Here is a 19,522-nt window from a genome sequence, read left to right as displayed (position 1 = left end):
TGTCAGCTAGTTACTGATGGGTAACGACAACTAAGCGGATAGCGTCGAGGCGCCATGTGGCTTGGTCGATATTCGTCATCAGCTGCTGGCGCTCTTCTTCGATAATATCGAGTTCTTCATCTCGAATATTTGGGTTAACCGCTTTTAGTGCTTCTAAGCGAGAAAGCTCCAGCGTTAACGCTTTATCAGCCGCTTCCTTAGCATTCTCAATAATGACTTTAGCTTCTTTTTCCACCATCGGTTCGGACAGGCGTAGTACTGAATGGACTTCGCTTTGTACCGCATTAACCAGTTTACTCGCCATATGGCGGTTAATGGCATTTAGCTGACGGTTAAAGCTTTCAAACTCGACTTGAGATGACAAGTTATTGCCTTTTAAGTCAACCAGCAAACGTACCGGTGTTGCTGGTAAGAAGCGACTAATTTGCAGTTGTTTTGGTGCTTGAGCTTCAACAACGTAGATGAGCTCAGTCAGTAATGTTCCGACTGGCAGCGCTTTATTTTTCAATAACGAAACGGCGCAGCTTCCGGTATCACTTGATAAGACCAAATCTAAACCATTACGGATGATCGGATGCTCCCAACTGATAAATTGAGTATCTTCACGCGATAATGCCTGTTCACGGTCAAACGTGATGGTGCAACCATCTTGTGGTAGCCCCGGGAAGTCAGGAACTAGCATATGATCCGATGGGGTCAGGATAATTAAATTATCACTCTTATCTTCTTGGTTGATCCCAACGATATCAAACAGGTTAAGTGCAAAGTTTACCAGCTCGGTTTCGTTATCACCTTCACCAATTTCTTCAGCTAATTTATTACCTGCATCTCCGCCATTGGAGTGCATTTCGAGCAGACGGTCACGGCCTTGCTCCAATTGCGATTTCAATGCATCGTGCTCTTCACGGCAGGCTTTAATAAACTCATCAAACCCTTCAGTCATGGTTGGCTCGGCCATAAACTGCAACAGTTGTTGATAATATTTATCATAGATGGCGCGACCCGTTGGGCAAGTGTGCTCAAAGGCATCGAGACCTTCGTGATACCAACGGAGCAATACAGATTGCGCTGTATGTTCTAAATAAGGGACGTTGATAACGATGTCACGAGTTTGGCCAATACGATCCAAGCGCCCAATACGCTGTTCCAGTAAGTCTGGGTTGAATGGTAAATCAAACATCACTAACTGGTTAGCAAACTGGAAGTTACGACCTTCAGATCCAATTTCAGAACACAATAAAACTTGCGCACCTTCTTCTTGAGAAGCGAAATAAGCTGCTGCACGGTCACGTTCCAGTAAGGATAAACCTTCATGGAATACTGCTGCACGGATACCTTCACGTTCGCGAAGAACTTGTTCAAGTTGCAATGCAGTGGCGGCTTTAGCACAAATTACCAGAACTTTTTCTTGACGATTTGCAGTTAAAAAACCCATTAGCCATTCAACGCGTGGATCAAAGTTCCACCAAGTCGCATTTTCACCTTCAAACTCTTGGTAAATCTGCTCTGGATATAGCATCTCTTTAGCGCGAGTTTCCAAATCCTTTTTCGAACCCATAATACCCGCAACTTTAATCGCTGTTTGGTACTGGGTTGGCAGTGGCATTTTTAAAGAGTGAAGTTCACGGCGTGGAAAGCCTTTCACACCATTACGGGTGTTTCTGAATAATAGACGGCTCGTTCCATGTCTATCCATCAGCATGTGAATCAGCTCTTGGCGTGCAACTTGGCTATCGTCGCCATCGAGATTCGCGGCTTTTAAAAGAGGTTCAATATCTTGCTCTTTGATCAATTCACTCAGCAGATTTTGCTGATCATTTGTTAATTTATCGCCAGATAATAGAAGTGAAACAGCATCAGCAACAGGGCGATAATTTTCTTGTTCAGCGATGAATTCTTGATAATCGTGAAAACGACTTGGGTCGAGCAGACGTAAGCGAGCAAAGTGGCTCTCTTGGCCCAGTTGCTCAGGGGTCGCGGTTAATAGCAATACTGATGGAATATGTTCCGCAAGAGTTTCAATGACTTGATATTCACGGCTTGGCGCATTTTCACTCCACTGTAAATGGTGGGCTTCATCAACGACCATCATATCCCAGCCAGCTTCGACTAATTGGTCGAAACGTTGTTTATTGCGGCGCACAAAATCCAGTGAACATAGAACTAATTGCTCGGTCTCAAATGGGTTATCGCTGTCGTGTTGCGCTTCACTATAACGGCTATCATCAAACAGAGAAAAACGGAGATTAAAGCGGCGTAGCATTTCCACCAGCCATTGGTGTTGCAAGCTATCAGGAACGATAACTAACACGCGCTCAGCACGACCGGCCATCAGTTGTTGATGGATAATCATACCCGCTTCGATGGTTTTACCTAAACCAACTTCATCCGCAAGGAGAACGCGGGGATGGTGGCGTTTACCCACTTCATTGGCAATATGGAGCTGGTGTGGAATAAGGCTAGCACGAATACCACGTAGCCCTGTGGCTTGGTGTTTGACTTGCTCACTTTGGAACTTACGTGCACGGAAACGTAACGCAAAGCGATCCATGCGATCAATTTGACCAGCAAATAGTCGGTCTTGCGGTTTATTAAAGGTCAGTTTGCTATCAAGAAAAACTTCTCTTAGGCTGACATCCGCTTCTTGGGTATCTAAGCGAGTACCGATATAAGTTAGTAACCCTTCATCTTCTTGAACATGTTCAACTTGAAGTTGCCAGCCTTCATGGCTGGTAATGGTGTCACCTTCGTTAAACATAACTCGGGTAATTGGGGCATCATTGCGTGAGTAAAGTCTGTTTTCACCTGTTGCAGGGAAAAGTAACGTCACCATGCGGGCATCAACTGCCACAACGGCGCCTAATCCAAGTTCGCTTTCTGTGTCGCTGATCCAGCGTTGACCAAGAGTAAATGGCATAGGTTTAATTTAATTCCATAATTTTGATTGTTTGTTTTTAGATTTTTAAGACAGCTAATTAGTGTCTTTGCCCAGTGTTGATATAAACAAGGGTGATACGAATTTTTATTATTTTTGCTGCTAAGGCAGTTATAGCCCTTTAATAATACGCGTTGGGCCACTCAATTTATGATGAGTATAACCGATTATCCCACCAAACTGCGTACATTGAAGGTCGATATATCAAAGGGGCGTTATATTAATTCAACATTCGCTTATCGTCACCTGTTAAAAATGCGCCACCTATAATAAGAATTATACAATTTGCTCTTTTATATGCATTTTAAAACAGTAGGTTGATTTGCCCAGTTAAAATAGTATCAAAGTCATCATGCAGGAACGGTAAAATACCATCGGCGATGGGTTTGATTTGTTTGAGAATATAGTGCTCATAGTCTGGGGGAGCCGTTAAAATTTCCAGCGGCTCAGGTCCTGCTTGAGTCATTAGATAGCTGATCCAGCCACCATTTTGATACTGTAAAGGACGCTGTAATTTCAAATTATATTCGTCAGCTTGACGTGCGGCTCTGACATGGGGTGGTACATTGCGTTGATAATCTGACAATTTACGACGCAGGCGTTTGCGGTAAATCAATCGATCGTCATATTCGCCAGAACGAATTGATTGAATGTAGCTACGAATAAATTCTTTATAGGGCTGCCGATGAAAAATACGGCTATATAGCTCTTTTTGAAAATATTGAGCAAGAGGTGTCCAATCGGAGCGAATGGTTTCCAATCCTTTAAATACCATCGTATCTTGGCTTAGGCCTGCATAGCGCTTTTTACTTCCTTGGTCAGTTCCACGAATGGTTGGCATTAAAAAGCGGCGATAGTGGGTCTCATATTCCAGTTCGAGAACCCCATCAAGTTGCCATTCTTGTTTTAAATGTTGTTTCCACCATTGGTTGACATGATCACGCAGCATATAACCAATTTTTAGAGCTTGTTCATCCGTATGAGCTTCTCGTAGCCAAACAAATGTAGAATCTGTATCCCCATAAATCACCTGATAACCTTGCGCTTCAATAAGCTGTTTAGTGACCCGCATAATTTCATGACCACGCATAGTGATCGATGCGGTTAGGCGAGGATCAAAAAACCGGCAGCCCTCTGCGCCTAAAACGCCAGCAAAGGCGTTCATAATAATTTTCAATGCTTGAGATAGTGGGGCATTTTTTTGTTGCTTGGCTTTATCACGTTCTTGCCAAATACGGCTAACAATATCCGGTAAACAGTGTGTCGTGCGAGAAAACCACGCACCACGAAACCCTTGGACGGAGTGTTCTGGTTCAGGGTGTGCCAGCCCTTCAATCATCCCTGCGGGATCGATTAAAAAGGTGCGAATAATCGAGGGATACAGACTTTTGTAGTCTAAAACCAGTACCGAATCGTACAAACCTGGCTGGGAGTCCATCACAAATCCACCGGGATTGAGTTGAAATTTTTGCTCAGTCAGGTGGGGCGCAACAAAACCCAAACGGTGTAATCGAGGGATATAGAGATGAGAAAAAGCGGCCACCGACCCCCCCATGCGATCTGCGGCTAACCCGGTGACACTCGAGCGTTCTTGTAAGAACGCCATTAAGTCTGTTTTCTCAAAGATACGGTGAACTAAGATACAGTCTTGAATATTGTAGTGAGCCAACGCGGGTTTATCATGAGCAAATCGGCGGTTAATTTCATCCATTCGATCATAAGGGGTATCGATGGCTTTACCTTCTCCCAGTAGCTGTTGAGCAACAGATTCCAGACTGAACGAGCTAAAGCTCCATGTGGCGGATTTTAGCGCATCGATACCATCAATTATTAACCGACCTTCCGCAGCGGCAAAAAAGACCCCCGGTTTAAAGCCATGCTCTCGCCATTCAAGTTTTCGCCCTTGGCGACCAAGTAGTAGCGGAATGCCGTAGCGCTCCGCGTGTTTTTGCAACACCTGCAAATCGAACTGAATTAAATTCCAGCCAATAATGGCATCGGGGTCATAGTGTTGTATCCATTCATTCAATTTTTCGAGGAGCTGAGGACGGCTGGTGACATACACCAATCGATGGTCTGTATTTAACGCAGGACCTTGGTCAGGGCCCAGCATAAACACCACATTATCATTGCAACCCGATAACCCGATGGAGTAAAGCTCCCCATGTTGGCTGGTTTCGATATCCAGAGAAACTGCTTGGATGGTTGGGCGATACTCTTCGCAGGGTTTTAATTGGTACTTTCCTTGTTGATTACGGGAAAACCAGACTGGGGCCGTAATAAAACGCTCCATAAGGTAGCGTTCACAAGGGCGAATATCGGTTTCAAGTAATTCCACGCCCAGCTCTTTACAGTTTCTATCTAGATTCTGCAATTGGCGATATTGCTGGCAATAAATAGCGTAGACTTTTTCACGATTAAAATCGTTAAGTTCAACGGCGCGATAGCTGATGTCTGCTTGCCCTTCAATAAGGTGGCGAACAAGAGGAAGCTTTGATTCAGGCAAAAAACCGATGGCCTGTTGATAAGGAACGGTCACTTTCTGCGGCTGAGTATCGGTGAGTAACCAATAGGTAACCTCGACACCATAACGGGTGTCTCTCCAATGTCGACTGAGGATAAAACCTTTTTCAGTAGGAAAGTTGGATAAGTACATAAGGAAACTCGCGTAAATAATCTACGATTAATATACGCGAATAGTGTGAATTTATACAGTATTATTTATTGGGTTAATTGAAAATCCCTAACAATTCGGCAGCAACGCTTTTTTCTTGAATCAATGACAGTGTCCCTCCGTCATAGACAATCTCACCGTTGGCAACCACGATGCACCGTGGCGCTATCTGTAATGCATCCTCAATATTGTGGGATACCATCAGCAACGTGATAGCTTTGTTTGAACAAACATCATTGAGTAATTGCAGCATTTCGCTGCGTAATGCAGGATCGAGGGCTGAAAAAGGCTCGTCTAACAATAAAATAGGTTGATTACGTATTAGGCAGCGGGCAAGAGCTGCACGTTGTCTTTGACCACCAGAAAGCTGCGCTGGGGTACGGTCAAGACATTCACTAAGGCTAACTTGCTGCGCCATTTTCTCGACTTCCGTCATTTGCGATTGATTGAGACGCAAACTGGGTTGTAACCCAAGCCCAATATTCTGTCTCACTGTTAAATGCGCAAACAGATTATTTTCTTGAAATAACATTGAGACAGGGCGCTTAGCGGGAGGCGTAAAAGTATGATCTACCCCATTTAATGTTATGTTGCCGCTACGAGAAAATTGGAAACCACTGATTAAGCTGAGTAGGGTACTTTTCCCTGCGCCACTGGGACCCATGACGGCGACACGTTCTCCCGCTTCAATGGCAAAATTAAAGCGCATATTCAGGTCATCATATTGATAATCCAAATTTGTTAACTCAATCATTGGTTTTCCCCGATATGCGTTCAAGTAGGCTAAATAAGCAGAAACACAGTAGCAATAATAACATTGCGGTGACTGCACCATCATTGGTGCGATAAGCCCCAATTTGTTGGTAGAGATAATAAGGTAGCGTACGGAAATCCTCATTACCAAATAGCGCCACAACCCCAAAATCCCCAATAGAAATGACGCAAGCAAAGGCTAAAGCTTGGGCAATAGGTTTGCGTAGTGCTTTAAATTCAATGATCCTAAATCGGTTAAATCCGCTGATTTCCAATGATTGGCATAAGGGATTATAGCGCTGAGCCAGATCTTTCATTGGGTTATCTAATACTTTTAAGGCATAAGGAATAGCAAGTAACGCATTGGCCATAATCACTAAAGGATACGGACTTTCAGGAATTCCCACGGTTTCATTAAAAAAGATAAAAAATCCGGTTGCCAAAACAATACCCGGCATGGCTAAAATAATTAGCCCACTGAGCTCAATCGCTTGCCCTAAGCGTAGGGCATTTCTCAGACGTAATTCACGGCTGCTCCACAGTAACATTAACGTTAATGTGACGCACAATACGCCAGCACATATAGCAATAAATACGGATGTTAAGGTTGCTTGCCATAATGCAGGCTGCTGTAGCACATTCAATAATTGACTGTTTAACCCATCAACGACAACCGCCAGTAGCGGTGGGATCAGCAATAAAATGGCACAAATGATCAGTAAGGTATCGCGAACACGTCGAAAAAGATTATCAGCGGGGTCAACCCATTGAGTTTGATGGCTAAAGCCAACAGAAAAAGAGTGGTTTATTTTTTGACAAATTAACATTAAGCCGACACAGAATATGAGCTGAATTAAGGCAAGGAGAGTGGCTCGACCCAAATCAAAGTCATAACTCAAGGCTTGATAAATCGCTAACTCAATAGTGGTTGCTGCGGGACCGCCTCCGAGTGCTAGCACGGTAGCAAAGCTGGCAAAGCACAACATAAAAATGAGCGCACCAGTGGGCAACATTTGTCGACGTAAATAAGGCCATTCCAAAATAGTAAATTGCTGCCACTCATTAAAGCCTAACTGAGCAGAACTTTGACGTTGTTCAATTGCAATATTTTCTAATGATTGCAAAAGCATGCGTGTTGCGAGTGGCATGTTGAAAAAAATATGTGCCAATAAAATCCCGCGTAAACCATAAGGCGAGAAGTCATATTCCAAGCCAATCCATAGGCATAGTTTTGCTAACCAACCAGTTTGCCCATAGACCGATAAAATACCAAATACAGCCACTAATACGGGAAGCACTAAGGTCATAGCACACAGCCGAAGTAACAGTGTGCGACCTAAAAATCGTCGGCGGTACAAGGCTCTCGCTAACAAAATTGCGGGAAGAACGGAAAATACCGCTGACAGTAAAGCTTGCCAAAAAGTGAAACCGATAACGTGCCAGAGATATTCATCGTGGATGATTTCACTGAGCGAAATTTCAGGCGCAAAAAACCACAGCGCGCCAAAAGCTAGTAGCGCAACAGTGATCAATAAAGCGGAGGCGAATGCCCCCGGCAATAAGGTGACATTAATTAACGACTGACGGCGGTTTGCCATAAACGAGTCCAAGCTTGGCGGTCTTTGGCAACTTCTTGTGCGCTAAATTGTAGAGATTTAGTCGGCAGTGGTAGCACGTTATACACTTCAGGGAGCGGCATATCGATAACCGGGTACATCCAGTTAGTTGTTGGTAATGTACCTTGGAATTCAGGGGTTAGCATAAACTGTAAGAACTGTTTCGCTAATTCAGGTTGCGGGGCATTTTTTAATCTTGCCGCTACTTCCACTTGCATATAATGCCCTTCAGCGAACAATGCTGCTGCATAATTATCTTTTTTATCATTAAGAATTTGATAGCCCGGTGATGCGGTATAACTAAGAACAAAGTCACCTTCACCTTTTAGGAATAGCCCGTAAGCTTCGCTCCATCCTTTTGTGACCGTCAGGGTTTTACCTGCCATTTTTTTCCATGCATCAGCAGATTTATCACCATACAGTTTTTCAATCCACAGCATTAAGCCTAAGCCCGGAGTGCTAGTTCGAGGATCTTGATATATGATTTTCCAATTATTTTTTTCATCCAGCAGCTCATTCATACTCTTTGGTGGCTGCTTAATTTTATTGGTATCGTAGATGAAAGCGAAATAGCCATAATCATAAGGAATAAATGTTTCGCTATTCCACTCGATAGGGAGTTTGAGTGCGTCAGTTTTGATATCAGCAGGTGCAAATAAACCGGTTTTTTCTGCTGAATCCATCAGGTTGTTATCTAAACCTAAAATCACATCGGCTTTACTTTTATTGCCTTCCATTCGAAGTCGGTTCAGTAGCGCCACGCCATCCCCAAGGGAGACTAACTTCAACTCACAGTCACATTGGGCTTCAAAATTCTTTTTAATTTGAGGGCCGGGACCCCACTCGGCAGCAAATGAATCATAGGTATAGACCGTTAGCGTTGGTTTTTCTGCCCACGAAAAAGCGGCGAAGCTCAAAGCGCTAAGGGTAATTAGGGACGTGAAAAATGTATTTTTAGCCATTGTTTTTCCTGCGTAAATCATAAAAACACACAGGATTTGAGAGGGCACCGAAACAGTCATTTACTGGCGGTAGCTCAAATCCCTACGCCGGTATTAGCCGGATCAGGTTCTACGGGTTATTTCTCAGCCCAAAATCTGGCACCCCGTTGAGACGTAGACTATTGTAATTACTTCATCCATATCTGCAAACTGTATTGATATAGGTTTACCAGTTTGGGTATGTGTGAAACAATTAGGCATCTTTCAAATTTGGTTATTGAGGTAGTCTAGTGATCGATGATGATGGCTACCGCCCGAATGTAGGAATTGTAATTTGTAATCGGCAAGGGCAGGTTTTATGGGCTCGCCGTTATGGTCAGCATTCTTGGCAGTTTCCTCAAGGGGGCATCAACCCAGGGGAATCACCAGAACAAGCGATGTATCGTGAATTATACGAAGAAGTCGGGCTACAGCGTAAAGACGTCAGGTTACTGGCATCTACCCGTAATTGGTTACGTTACAAATTACCTAAGCGTTTGGTGCGTTGGGATACAAAACCTGTTTGTATTGGGCAGAAACAGCGTTGGTTTTTACTTCAACTCCAATGTAATGAAGCTGATATAAACGTGCAGCGCAGTAACTCGCCAGAATTTGATGGCTGGCGATGGGTGAGTTATTGGTATCCTGTTAGGCAAGTGGTTTCTTTTAAACGGGAAGTTTATCGCCGTGTTATGAAAGAATTCGCTCCGGTTGTTATGCCTTTGCAGGAACAAAAATTACCACAACGACCCGTATTTAATAATCGTAGGCGCGGAGCAAAGTAAGCCTATGTTGACGCGTTTACGTGACATTGTCGAGAAGGTCGCGATGGCGACCAGCTTAACTCAAGCATTAGAAGTCTTGGTGAATGAAACCTGCAAAGCGATGCGCACTGATGTGTGCTCCATCTATTTAGCAGATCACCCTCGGCAATGTTATTACTTAATGGCAACTCGCGGGCTGAAAAAGCCTAGCGGGATTGCTATTCGTCTTGGGTTTGACGAAGGGGTTGTTGGCGTCGTCGGTCGACAATCTGAAATGCTCAATCTCGCTGATATCCGCGAACATCCTCAATTTAAATATCTCCCTCAGTTAAAAGAAGAGCAACTCAAGGCATTCCTTGGTGTTCCCATTGTCTATCGCCGCCAATTATTAGGCGTGCTGGTGGTGCAACACAAAGAAAAACGGCTATTTAACGAAACTGAAGAGTCCTTTATGGTGACTCTGTCAATGCAATTGGCGGTGATCCTTTCTCAAGCACAGACTAAAGGTATCTTCGGGCAATATCGGCAAAATCGGATAAAAGCTATCCCTGTATCTCAAGGGGTATCAATGGCTTATGGTTGGCAGGATACTTCTCAGCCATCTCTCGACAGTGTCTGCCAAGCGACCACGTTAAATGTTGAAGGCGAACAGCAGCGTTTAGTGTTGGCATTAGAGAGTGCAGCCGCGGAATTCCGGCGGATCAGCAAACGTTTTACGGCGAGTTCCTCCAAAGAAAGTGCGGCAATTTTCGATCTGTATAATCATTTACTTAATGATCCTCAATTAAAAAAACGGCTATTTGTTGCCATAAAGCAGGGAGCGGTTGCTGAATGGGCAGTAAAAACGGTTATAGAGGATTATGCTCAGCAATTTTCTCGCCTACGTGATTTGTATTTAAGGGAACGTGGTTCTGACCTGCGCGCCTTGGGGCAGCGTTTACTTTTTCATCTGGATGACACCTTAACGCCAACCAACCAGTGGCCTGAACGTTTTATTTTGGTTGCCGATGAGTTGAGTGCGAGCGTACTCGCTGAACTGCCAATTGAGCAATTGGCTGGCGTGATCGTGCGGGATGGAGCAACCCATTCTCACTCAGCCATTTTGATCCGAGCTATGGGGATCCCTGCAATCATGGGGGCGGATATTGAACCCTCGCTATTGCATAATCGTCATTTAATTCTGGATGGCTATCGTGGCGAAGTATTTATTGAGCCTGAAAAATTAATTACGCAGGAATACCAACAGATTATTGAAGAGGAAAATGTCCTTAGCCGATTAGCGGAGGGGACATTAAAGCAAGACGCAGTATTCAAAAATGGCGAATCAATGAATATTTGCCTGAATGCTGGATTAAGCCCTCGTTATGAACAGCAAATTCAAGATGGTGTCGACGGTGTAGGTCTTTATCGTACTGAGTTGCCATTTATGCTGCACAATGGTTTTCCTTCCGAAGATGAACAAAAGCAGCTTTATCGCGAAGTTTTACAGCTCTTTGCCTCGAAACCCGTCGTGCTGAGAACGCTAGATATTGGCGCTGATAAGCAGCTTCCTTATATGCCGATCAGTGAGGAAAATCCGTGTTTAGGTTGGCGAGGGATCCGCATTATGCTGGATCAGCCCGAAATTTTCCTCATCCAACTGCGTGCGATGCTGCGAGCAAATGAAGAATCGGGTAATTTGCGGATCTTATTACCGATGGTAACCAGTATTAATGAGGTCGATGAGGCCATTGGGCTGATAGCTCGAGCAAGAAGTGAAGTTGGCCAGCAGTTGGGTAAATCTATAGATTTACCCCCTATTGGCGTCATGCTGGAAGTTCCATCATTACTTTTTTTATTACCGGAGCTAAAAAGACGCGTCGATTTTATCTCGATTGGTACCAATGACTTTACACAATATTTACTCGCTGTTGACCGTAACAACACCCATGTTGCTGCGCTATATGATAACCTGCATCCAGCGATTGTACGCTTTTTAGCTATGGCATATGAAGAATGTCAGCGCATAGATTTACCCATTAGTGTCTGCGGGGAAATGGCGGGACAACCGTTGAGTGCAATGGTTTTAATCGCCCTTGGCTATCGTAGCTTAAGTATGAGTGGGCGCAGTGTTCCTCGAATGAAATATCTAATCCGCCAACTGGATCCTAAGCTGATGTCTGAATTAGTGCCCGAATTACTTACGGCAGAAACCAGCGAAAGTGTCAGAAATAAAATTAGCGAGTTTATGGAAATAAACGGGCTCGGTGGCTTTGTTCGTGGCGGGATCTAGTTTGATCTTCTATGTTATTAATAGGTAACTCTATGCAGACAATAACCTCGTGTTATTATGCGGCATAATTTTGACTAAACAATTCTAAAGTGGGGAACGATGAGTAACAGCTACTTAGCATTTCCGGAAATTGATCCCGTAATGTTCTCAATTGGACCGGTAGCGCTGCATTGGTACGGTTTTATGTACCTTGTAGGCTTTGTTTTTGCGCTCTGGTTAGCGGGACGCCGTGCTGCCAAACCTAACAGTGGTTGGACAAAAAACGAGGTAGAAAACCTTCTGTATATTGGATTTGTCGGTGTGTTTGTCGGTGGGCGACTTGGCTATGTATTCTTCTATAATCTGCCTGTATTCCTTGATGACCCTCTATATCTATTTAAGGTATGGGATGGCGGGATGTCATTCCACGGTGGTTTGATTGGGGTTATCTGTGCGATGATGTGGTTTGCCCATCGTACTAAACGCCGTTTTTTACAAGTTTCTGATTTTGTTGCGCCGTTAATTCCTTTTGGTTTAGGTATGGGGCGTATTGGTAACTTTATTAATGGTGAGCTATGGGGGCGCGTGACTCTCGATACTCCATGGGCATTCTTATTCCCACACTCCAGAAGCGAAGATATTCAATTAGCAATTCAAGACCCATCATTGATGCCTATTCTTGAGCAGTATGGTGTGTTACCGAGACATCCATCCCAACTGTATGAGATGTTTTTAGAAGGGATAGTTTTATTCCTGATCCTGAATTTATTTGTACGTAAACCACGCCCAATGGGGAGTGTTTCGGGCTTATTCCTAATTGGTTATGGTGCTTTCCGTATTATTGTTGAATTCTTTAGACAACCGGATTCACAGCTTGGATTATTCGGTGGCATCAGTATGGGGCAAATTTTATCAATCCCAATGATTATTATCGGTGTATTGATGATTATTTGGGCTTATAAATATGGGAAAAATATACCTGCCCATAAAACCGATAATAAGCCCATAGACAGTAAATAAATGAGTTTGTTATTAGGCTGGTATTACTATTTTTAGGTAATATCGGCCCTTAGATTTTCAGAGTAAGAGAGCCACTATGAAGCCGTATCTTGAACTATGCCAACGTATTATTGATGAAGGGCAATGGGTTGAAAATAAACGTACCGGAGTTCGTTGCTTAACTGTTATCAATGCCGATCTTGAATATGATGTGGGTAATAACCAATTCCCTCTGATTACGACACGTAAAAGTTTTTATAAAGCGGCAATTGCTGAATTGCTAGGTTATTTACGTGGCTATGATAATGCAGCTCAGTTTCGTGAAATCGGCTGTAATACATGGAACGCTAATGCGAATGAAAACCCAGCATGGTTAGCTAACCCTCATCGTAAAGGTGAAGATGATATGGGACGCGTATACGGTGTTCAAGGTCGAACATGGCAACGTCCAGATGGTACCCATCTTGACCAGCTTAAAAAAGTGGTTAATAACTTAAAAAACGGTATTGACGATCGTGCTGAAATTATCACTTTTTATAATCCCGGCGAGTTCGAAATGGGTTGCTTACGTCCTTGTATGCACACCCATACTTTCTCCTTATTAGGGGATACTCTGCACCTGACTTCATACCAACGTAGCTGCGATGTTCCTTTAGGGCTTAATTTCAATCAGGTCCAGTGTTTTGTTTTATTGGCATTGATAGCCCGAATTACGGGTCACAAAGCGGGTAAGGCGTATCATAAAATTGTGAACGCACATATTTATGAAAACCAGCTACCGTTAATGCGCGATGTTCAATTAAAACGCGAACCTTACCCATCTCCTCGTCTGACAATTAACCCAGAGATTAAAACACTGGAAGATCTTGAAACTTGGGTTACTACAGATGACTTTATGCTAGATGGCTATCAATGCCATGAACCGATTAAATACCCATTTACGGTTTAATTAAACATATCGTAAATTTATTGGCGTAGACGGTCATCTACGCCTTTATTTTTGCAAGGTGCATTATTTTTACCTTCAATATTTTTGATCTCTTATCCACTGCGATTCTTTTCCCATACCCTCACTGACTGCTGACTATTCTTATTCATAATTTAGGTTTGTACGAACCAAGAGTTTTCTTTCTTAATCTGTTTTGCGAAGCCGTTCCCAAACACATTTAACTTTGGATGTAATGGTTACATTGTGCTGGGAAGCGTGACGAGAAATGAATCGTTACTTCTGGAGTTAGGCGCTATTTTTGCCAATATCTTTCTAAGGATAATAAAAAGAACGGAAGGGTAATGATGGAGATAATTACGGGTAATAAATATCGACATATTTCTCATGAACAAGGGTTCACCTTAGTTGAAATATTAGTGGTTCTATTCATTTGTTCGCTGGTTGTGTTGCCTGCATTATCTCATTGGCAACAACAATTGCAGCGCTTGCGTTTAATTGATGCAGCAAGGCAAACAGTCGAATTTATTTATAGTAGTTTGATGGAAGGAATTTACCTCAATCAGCAACGTATTTTAGTGATTAATTCTGAGACTAAACATTGGCGCTTACAGATTAAAAATGCTGAGACAGAACAGAATATTAGCCAATTTAGTGGGGATAGATTCCCCGATATTAAACTAAAAAAATCTTCACGGCAGTCGGTCAACTTATATGGCAGGCAAGGAACCAGCCGAGCGTTTAGGATTGAATTAGGCAATCAAACTGAACACATAACGGTATTTATGTCTGCTGCGGGGCGAGTTCGTAGCTGTAGTTATCAAAAGATTGCAGGGGTTCCTCCGTGCTGAAGCCAGTGCGATATCGTCAAGAAGAATTGGGTTTTTCACTACTAGAAACGTTGGTAGCGATGGTCATTAGCTGTTTGGTCTGTATTGCAGTGATGAACACGATCCCAGCTTTATTTAAGCAGCTTTATCAAGCTTATTTTCAATACCAACTGGACAGGGAAGTGCGACAGGTCTTAATTAATATGGAAAAGGATTTTAGACGCATTGGTTATTGCAGTCAGGTTCATTGTGAAGGGCGTGCGCTGTTAGTTTCTGAAAAATTCTTAAGCCGTAAAATGAATTCCTGCATTATTTTTGCCTATGACCAAGATTTATCAGGAAGTTGGGTTAATGGCCAAGGAAAAAAGTTGGAATCGGATTTTTTTGGTTATCGGCTAAATGGTCATAAATTAGAATCCAACCGAAATGTGGTGGATTGCGACGGAACTCGCTGGCAATCCTTGTTTGATGCAACGCTAGTGAAAGTTAATCAATTGACATTTAATTGGTCTAGCGCGAAACAGTTGCTGGAAGTGCATATGAATATAGAAAGTCAGCGCCTTCCAGATAAAAAATTTCAGTACCAAATATGGGTTAATGTGAGAAATTCACTATGAAGTCTAAGCTTAACCAGCAAGGAAATGTTGCGTTATTGATGGTCATGGTTCTGATGACAATTGGGCTACTCTTACTGAAAGCCTTAAGTTATTACCAAGTCCGCGCTAGTTATGAATTGAATAATGAAACCAAATATTTTTCGGCTTTTAACTTAGCAGAGTCTGCATTGGCATGGGGGTTGACTCAGTCGTGGAATTTAACGACATCGAAGAATTCAGAATGGGAATGTAAGAAAGCAGCGATGCAAAAATGGGAAAGTTGCTTAAAACATTATAAAAATGATCAGTTTGTCTTATTAGGCAAGAGTGAATTTAAGCCATCCCAATCAATGAAAATTTATCGGTGGGTTGAGCCTCTTGGGAATGAAAAGAACATCAAGGCGCGAAAAAATGGTTGGATAGATTATTGCCCTGTGACCTTTAAAGGATTTTGCGAATGAACCATTCACAGCAAGGATTTGCACTGGTAGAGTCAATGGTAGCAGTAGTTGTTTTTGCTATCTTACTGATAGCTCTGTTAAACTATAGTCAATATATCACTTTGAATTTTAATCAAATATATCAAGGTTCAATGGGTCTTAGGGCAATGCAGGGAGCATTAGAAACAAAAAATGCCTCAATAGATTTGGGAAGCATAAATATAAACCAACAGCCTTTCGTTCCACAGACAACAATCGCCCATTTTCCACGAACAGGGAACTGTACCGAATCCGTGGTGTCCTTATCAGTGGGTCAGAAACAGTATTCAATCAGTCGCTGGTATTGTGCCAAAGGAGAGAGCCATGTTTCAGGTATATCATTCTAACCAATTAGATCTTCTTAAGGAGCTAATTGCCCATTTAATGGAGAATGAGCCTCTCTCTCATCCATTTGAACAAGAAATTGTTTTAGTGCAAAGCCCCGGAATGTCTCAATGGTTGCAAATTGAGTTGGCGAAACGCTTTGGTATTGCTGCGAATATTAACTATCCCTTACCCGCTACATTTATTTGGGATATGTTTCGTCGAGTATTACCCGACATTCCCAAAGAGAGTGCCTATACCAAATCTGCGATGACATGGAAATTAATGACTATTTTACCTGACGTCATTAATGAGCCTGAATTTGAGCCTTTACGTCATTATCTCCAAGAAGACTCGGATAAACGAAAACTTCACCAACTAGCTGGACGAATTGCGGATCTATTTGATCAGTATTTGGTTTATCGTCCTGAATGGATTGAAAAATGGCAGCGAAATGAATTTGTTGATGGATTAAGCTCGAATCAACTATGGCAAAGAAGATTATGGCTCTGCTTAGTGGAACACTCAGAGAAATTACAACAATCACCATGGCATCGGGCGAATTTATACCAAAGCTTTATTGAACAATTAATCAGTAATCCATCTTTAGGGCAGAATTTACCTAAGCGAATTTTTATCTGTGGAATTTCGTCACTACCTCCTGTGTATTTACAGGCATTAAATGCCATTGCAGAACATACCGATATCCATCTGATGTTTACCAACCCATGCCGGTATTATTGGGGAGATATCCAAAGCAGCGCATTTTTAGCGCGCCTACAGCAAAGAAAATTGCGACATTATATTGATAAACATGAAATTTCTCGTTTTAAAATCGAGGATCATGCTGGGGGATTATTTAATGACCTCGGAGAGCAAAATATTGCTAACCCACTATTAGCCTCATGGGGAAAATTAGGGCGAGACAATTTGTACTTTATTTCGCAAATTGAAGCTGCCAATGAAATATCTGCATTTGTAGATACTCGCCGAGCGAATTTACTCGAAAATTTACAGCAAGATATTTTAGATCTTGAAAACCATGCTCAGTTGGGAATTACGCTAGAAAACTACGAAACAAGCCAAAATAAGCGTCCAATTAGTGAACTAGATTCCTCTGTGACGTTTCATTCATGCCATAGCGCTCAACGGGAAGTTGAAGTGTTACAAGACAGATTACTGGCACTATTTGAACAAGACCCTACATTAACGCCACGAGATGTCATCGTAATGGTAGCGGATATTGATAGCTACGCACCGTATATACAGGCAGTTTTTGGTAATACCTCGTCAACACACTATATTCCATTTTCTATTTCTGACAGAAAAGCGTTACAGGCGCATCCTATCCTACAGGCATTTATTATGTTGTTGGATCTTCCTCAGAGTCGTTTTTCTACCGAGCAAGTGCTCACTTTACTCGAAGTTTCCGCATTTGCTGCTCGCTTTGACATCGATGAAAGTGAGCTGAGTTTACTAAGACGCTGGGTCAATGAATCAGGTATTCGTTGGGGATTGGATGACGATAATGTTCGAGCGCTATCACTGCCAGTGATTGGGCAAAATACGTGGCAATTTGGTTTAAGCCGTATGTTGTTGGGATATGCGATGGATAGCCGTAATGGGCCATGGAATGGGATTTTACCTTATGATGAATGTAGCGGGTTAGCAGCTCAGTTAGCTGGGAAATTAGCATTACTGGTGGACACTCTGAGGCAGTGGCGTACTTTACTGGAGCAAGAAAGGACGTTAGAAGAGTGGAAAGATATCTGCCAGCAGCTGATAGAAAGTTGCTTTAAAGTGGATAGTGAAACCGAAATTGTTTTAGCGCTACTAACCGAGCAATGGCATAAAATTATTGAAAATGCGCTAACCTCCGAATACCAAGAAACGATTCCGTTACGTTTAATTCGTGATGAGCTTTCAGTCTGTTTTGATGATGAAAAAATTAGCCAACGTTTCCTTGCTGGAGCTGTAAATTTTTGTACCTTAATGCCAATGCGCTCGGTGCCTTTTAAAGTCGTTTGCCTACTAGGAATGAATGATGGCGCATATCCGCGCAGTATTCCCCCTTTAGGCTTTGATTTAATGGCTGAAAAAACACAGAGAGGGGATAGAAAACGCCGTGATGATGACCGCTACTTATTTCTAGAGGCTTTAAACTCTGCAGCTCAGCAGCTGTATATCAGCTATATTGGTCTTTCAATTCGTGATAACCAACCTTGCAACCCTTCGGTATTAGTCACGGAATTACTTGACTATATTTGCCAGAGTTTCTGCTTACAGGGTGATAATCAATTAAATATTGATCAGAGTGCTCAACGGCTTAAACAGCATTTGGTTATTCAGCATAACCGTGTGCCATTTGCCAAAGAGAATTTTATCCCTAGCTCTCCATATCAAAGTTTTGCGAAAGAGTGGCTGCCTGCCGCGAAGACAACTGACCAACAAGAAAAGCCATTTTGCTCCTTACTAGAAAGCCGTGAGCTAATCTCTGAATTATCTATTGAGCAATTATTGCGTTTTTATCGCCACCCAATACGGGGCTTTTTCCAGCAACGCTTGAAAGTCCACTTCTCTATTGAAGAAACCGAATTACCGGAAGAAGAGCCTTTTATTTTAGGTCGTTTACAGCGCTATAAAATTAATGATCAGGTTTTAGATTTACTGGTAAAAGATGAAAATCCCATGCCATTTTATCAAGCGTTAAAAGCATCAGGCCAATTACCTGCTAAGCAATTTGGTCAGCTATTTTGGGAACAACAGCTGAATGATATCGCACCCTTAGCGGAAAAAGTGAAAGAGTACGGCGAGCAACGTTTTGATTATCCTATTGAATGTGAAATTAATGGGATCAAAATAACAGGGTCGCTAAGAAATGCTCATGAATCAGGGATACTACGTTATCGTCCGGCGTATCTCACGGCAAATGACGGCGTACAATTGTGGGTCGAACACTTATTTTATAATGCTTTTGTTCGCGAGGGTGAAAGTATAGCTTTAGGGCGAGAAAATAGTGTTTGGCATTTTTCTTCGGTTTCTCAGCAAGTTGCAATGAAGCACTTACAAAATTTAGTTGAAGGTTTTTGTGAGGGGCAAAACACACCATTAATTCTGTTAAATCAAAGTGGTTGGAATTGGCTGAATGCCTGTTTCGATAAGAAAACCAAGGAATATGATTTTACGTCAGAGGATGTACAGCAAAAGGCATTATCGGCGTTACTACAAAGCCTGCAAGGAAGCCAAATGAAGAAAGGTGAAATGGAAGATGACTATGTATTGAGGGCTTGTAGAAATATCAATAGTACAATGATCGACTCGCTGCTGAGGAATACTCGGCGCTTCTTACTGCCGATGGCAGAATACTTAAAATAA

At 42.5% G+C, this 19,522-nt stretch carries 14 protein-coding genes and 1 riboswitch; of the genes, 9 read left to right on the top strand and 5 right to left on the bottom strand.

What is annotated here, in order from left to right; all coding sequences use genetic code 11:
- Positions 1–10: 10 nt before the first annotated feature.
- The 5 genes from rapA to thiB form a co-directional block, all read right to left on the bottom strand.
- Positions 11–2,917, bottom strand: coding sequence for an RNA polymerase-associated protein RapA (gene rapA, locus EL244_RS14075; protein WP_006814089.1), 2,907 nt, complete (start codon positions 2,915–2,917; stop codon positions 11–13).
- 322 nt (positions 2,918–3,239) lie between these two features.
- The gene (locus EL244_RS14070) at positions 3,240–5,591 is read right to left on the bottom strand and encodes a DNA polymerase II (protein ID WP_126461706.1); all 2,352 of its coding nucleotides are present in this window, start codon (positions 5,589–5,591) and stop codon (positions 3,240–3,242) included.
- A 73-nt stretch (positions 5,592–5,664) separates the two neighbouring features.
- Positions 5,665–6,363: a thiamine ABC transporter ATP-binding protein ThiQ gene (gene thiQ, locus EL244_RS14065; RefSeq protein ID WP_126461703.1), complete on the bottom strand. Its 699-nt coding sequence runs from the start codon at positions 6,361–6,363 to the stop codon at positions 5,665–5,667.
- Positions 6,356–7,960: a thiamine/thiamine pyrophosphate ABC transporter permease ThiP gene (thiP, locus tag EL244_RS14060; protein WP_126461700.1), complete on the bottom strand. Its 1,605-nt coding sequence runs from the start codon at positions 7,958–7,960 to the stop codon at positions 6,356–6,358. The genes thiQ and thiP overlap by 8 nt, the downstream gene beginning before the upstream one ends.
- Positions 7,936–8,940 carry a thiamine ABC transporter substrate binding subunit gene (thiB, locus tag EL244_RS14055; protein ID WP_148668983.1) on the bottom strand — a complete coding sequence of 335 codons (1,005 nt, stop codon included), beginning with the start codon at positions 8,938–8,940 and terminating at the stop codon, positions 7,936–7,938. The genes thiP and thiB overlap by 25 nt, the downstream gene beginning before the upstream one ends.
- A 61-nt stretch (positions 8,941–9,001) precedes the next feature.
- Positions 9,002–9,096, bottom strand: a riboswitch (TPP riboswitch).
- A 113-nt stretch (positions 9,097–9,209) separates the two neighbouring features.
- On the opposite strand from thiB, the gene rppH reads away from it, so the two are divergent.
- From rppH to recC, 9 genes are all read left to right on the top strand, one after another.
- A complete protein-coding gene (rppH, locus tag EL244_RS14050; RefSeq protein ID WP_006814083.1) occupies positions 9,210–9,743 on the top strand; it encodes an RNA pyrophosphohydrolase in 534 nt (177 codons plus the stop codon).
- Positions 9,744–9,747: 4 nt separating this feature from the next.
- Entirely contained in the window at positions 9,748–11,994 is a 2,247-nt protein-coding gene (gene ptsP / locus EL244_RS14045) for a phosphoenolpyruvate--protein phosphotransferase (protein ID WP_126461694.1), read from the top strand.
- Positions 11,995–12,093: 99 nt separating this feature from the next.
- Positions 12,094–12,993, top strand: a complete 900-nt coding sequence (gene lgt, locus EL244_RS14040) for a prolipoprotein diacylglyceryl transferase (RefSeq protein ID WP_006814081.1) — start codon at positions 12,094–12,096, stop codon at positions 12,991–12,993.
- 76 nt (positions 12,994–13,069) lie between these two features.
- Positions 13,070–13,921 carry a thymidylate synthase gene (locus EL244_RS14035; RefSeq protein WP_126461691.1) on the top strand — a complete coding sequence of 284 codons (852 nt, stop codon included), beginning with the start codon at positions 13,070–13,072 and terminating at the stop codon, positions 13,919–13,921.
- 341 nt (positions 13,922–14,262) lie between these two features.
- Positions 14,263–14,769 (top strand): prepilin-type N-terminal cleavage/methylation domain-containing protein, encoded by a 507-nt coding sequence (locus EL244_RS14030; protein WP_126461688.1) that lies wholly within the window; start codon positions 14,263–14,265, stop codon positions 14,767–14,769.
- A complete protein-coding gene (locus EL244_RS14025; protein WP_126461685.1) occupies positions 14,763–15,365 on the top strand; it encodes a prepilin peptidase-dependent protein in 603 nt (200 codons plus the stop codon). Before EL244_RS14030 ends, EL244_RS14025 begins: the two co-directional genes overlap by 7 nt.
- Positions 15,362–15,805, top strand: a complete 444-nt coding sequence (locus EL244_RS14020) for a DUF2509 family protein (RefSeq protein ID WP_126461682.1) — start codon at positions 15,362–15,364, stop codon at positions 15,803–15,805. Before EL244_RS14025 ends, EL244_RS14020 begins: the two co-directional genes overlap by 4 nt.
- Complete coding sequence (locus EL244_RS14015) at positions 15,802–16,170, top strand: type IV pilus modification PilV family protein (protein WP_006814076.1); 369 nt, start codon at positions 15,802–15,804, stop codon at positions 16,168–16,170. The genes EL244_RS14020 and EL244_RS14015 overlap by 4 nt, the downstream gene beginning before the upstream one ends.
- Complete coding sequence (gene recC, locus EL244_RS14010) at positions 16,148–19,522, top strand: exodeoxyribonuclease V subunit gamma (protein ID WP_126461680.1); 3,375 nt, start codon at positions 16,148–16,150, stop codon at positions 19,520–19,522. Before EL244_RS14015 ends, recC begins: the two co-directional genes overlap by 23 nt.

The sequence above is a fragment of the Providencia rustigianii genome (assembly GCF_900637755.1).
Lineage (GTDB): Bacteria > Pseudomonadota > Gammaproteobacteria > Enterobacterales > Enterobacteriaceae > Providencia > Providencia rustigianii.
Note: the sequence above shows the minus strand (reverse complement) of the source record. Positions and strands in the feature narration are given on the sequence as shown.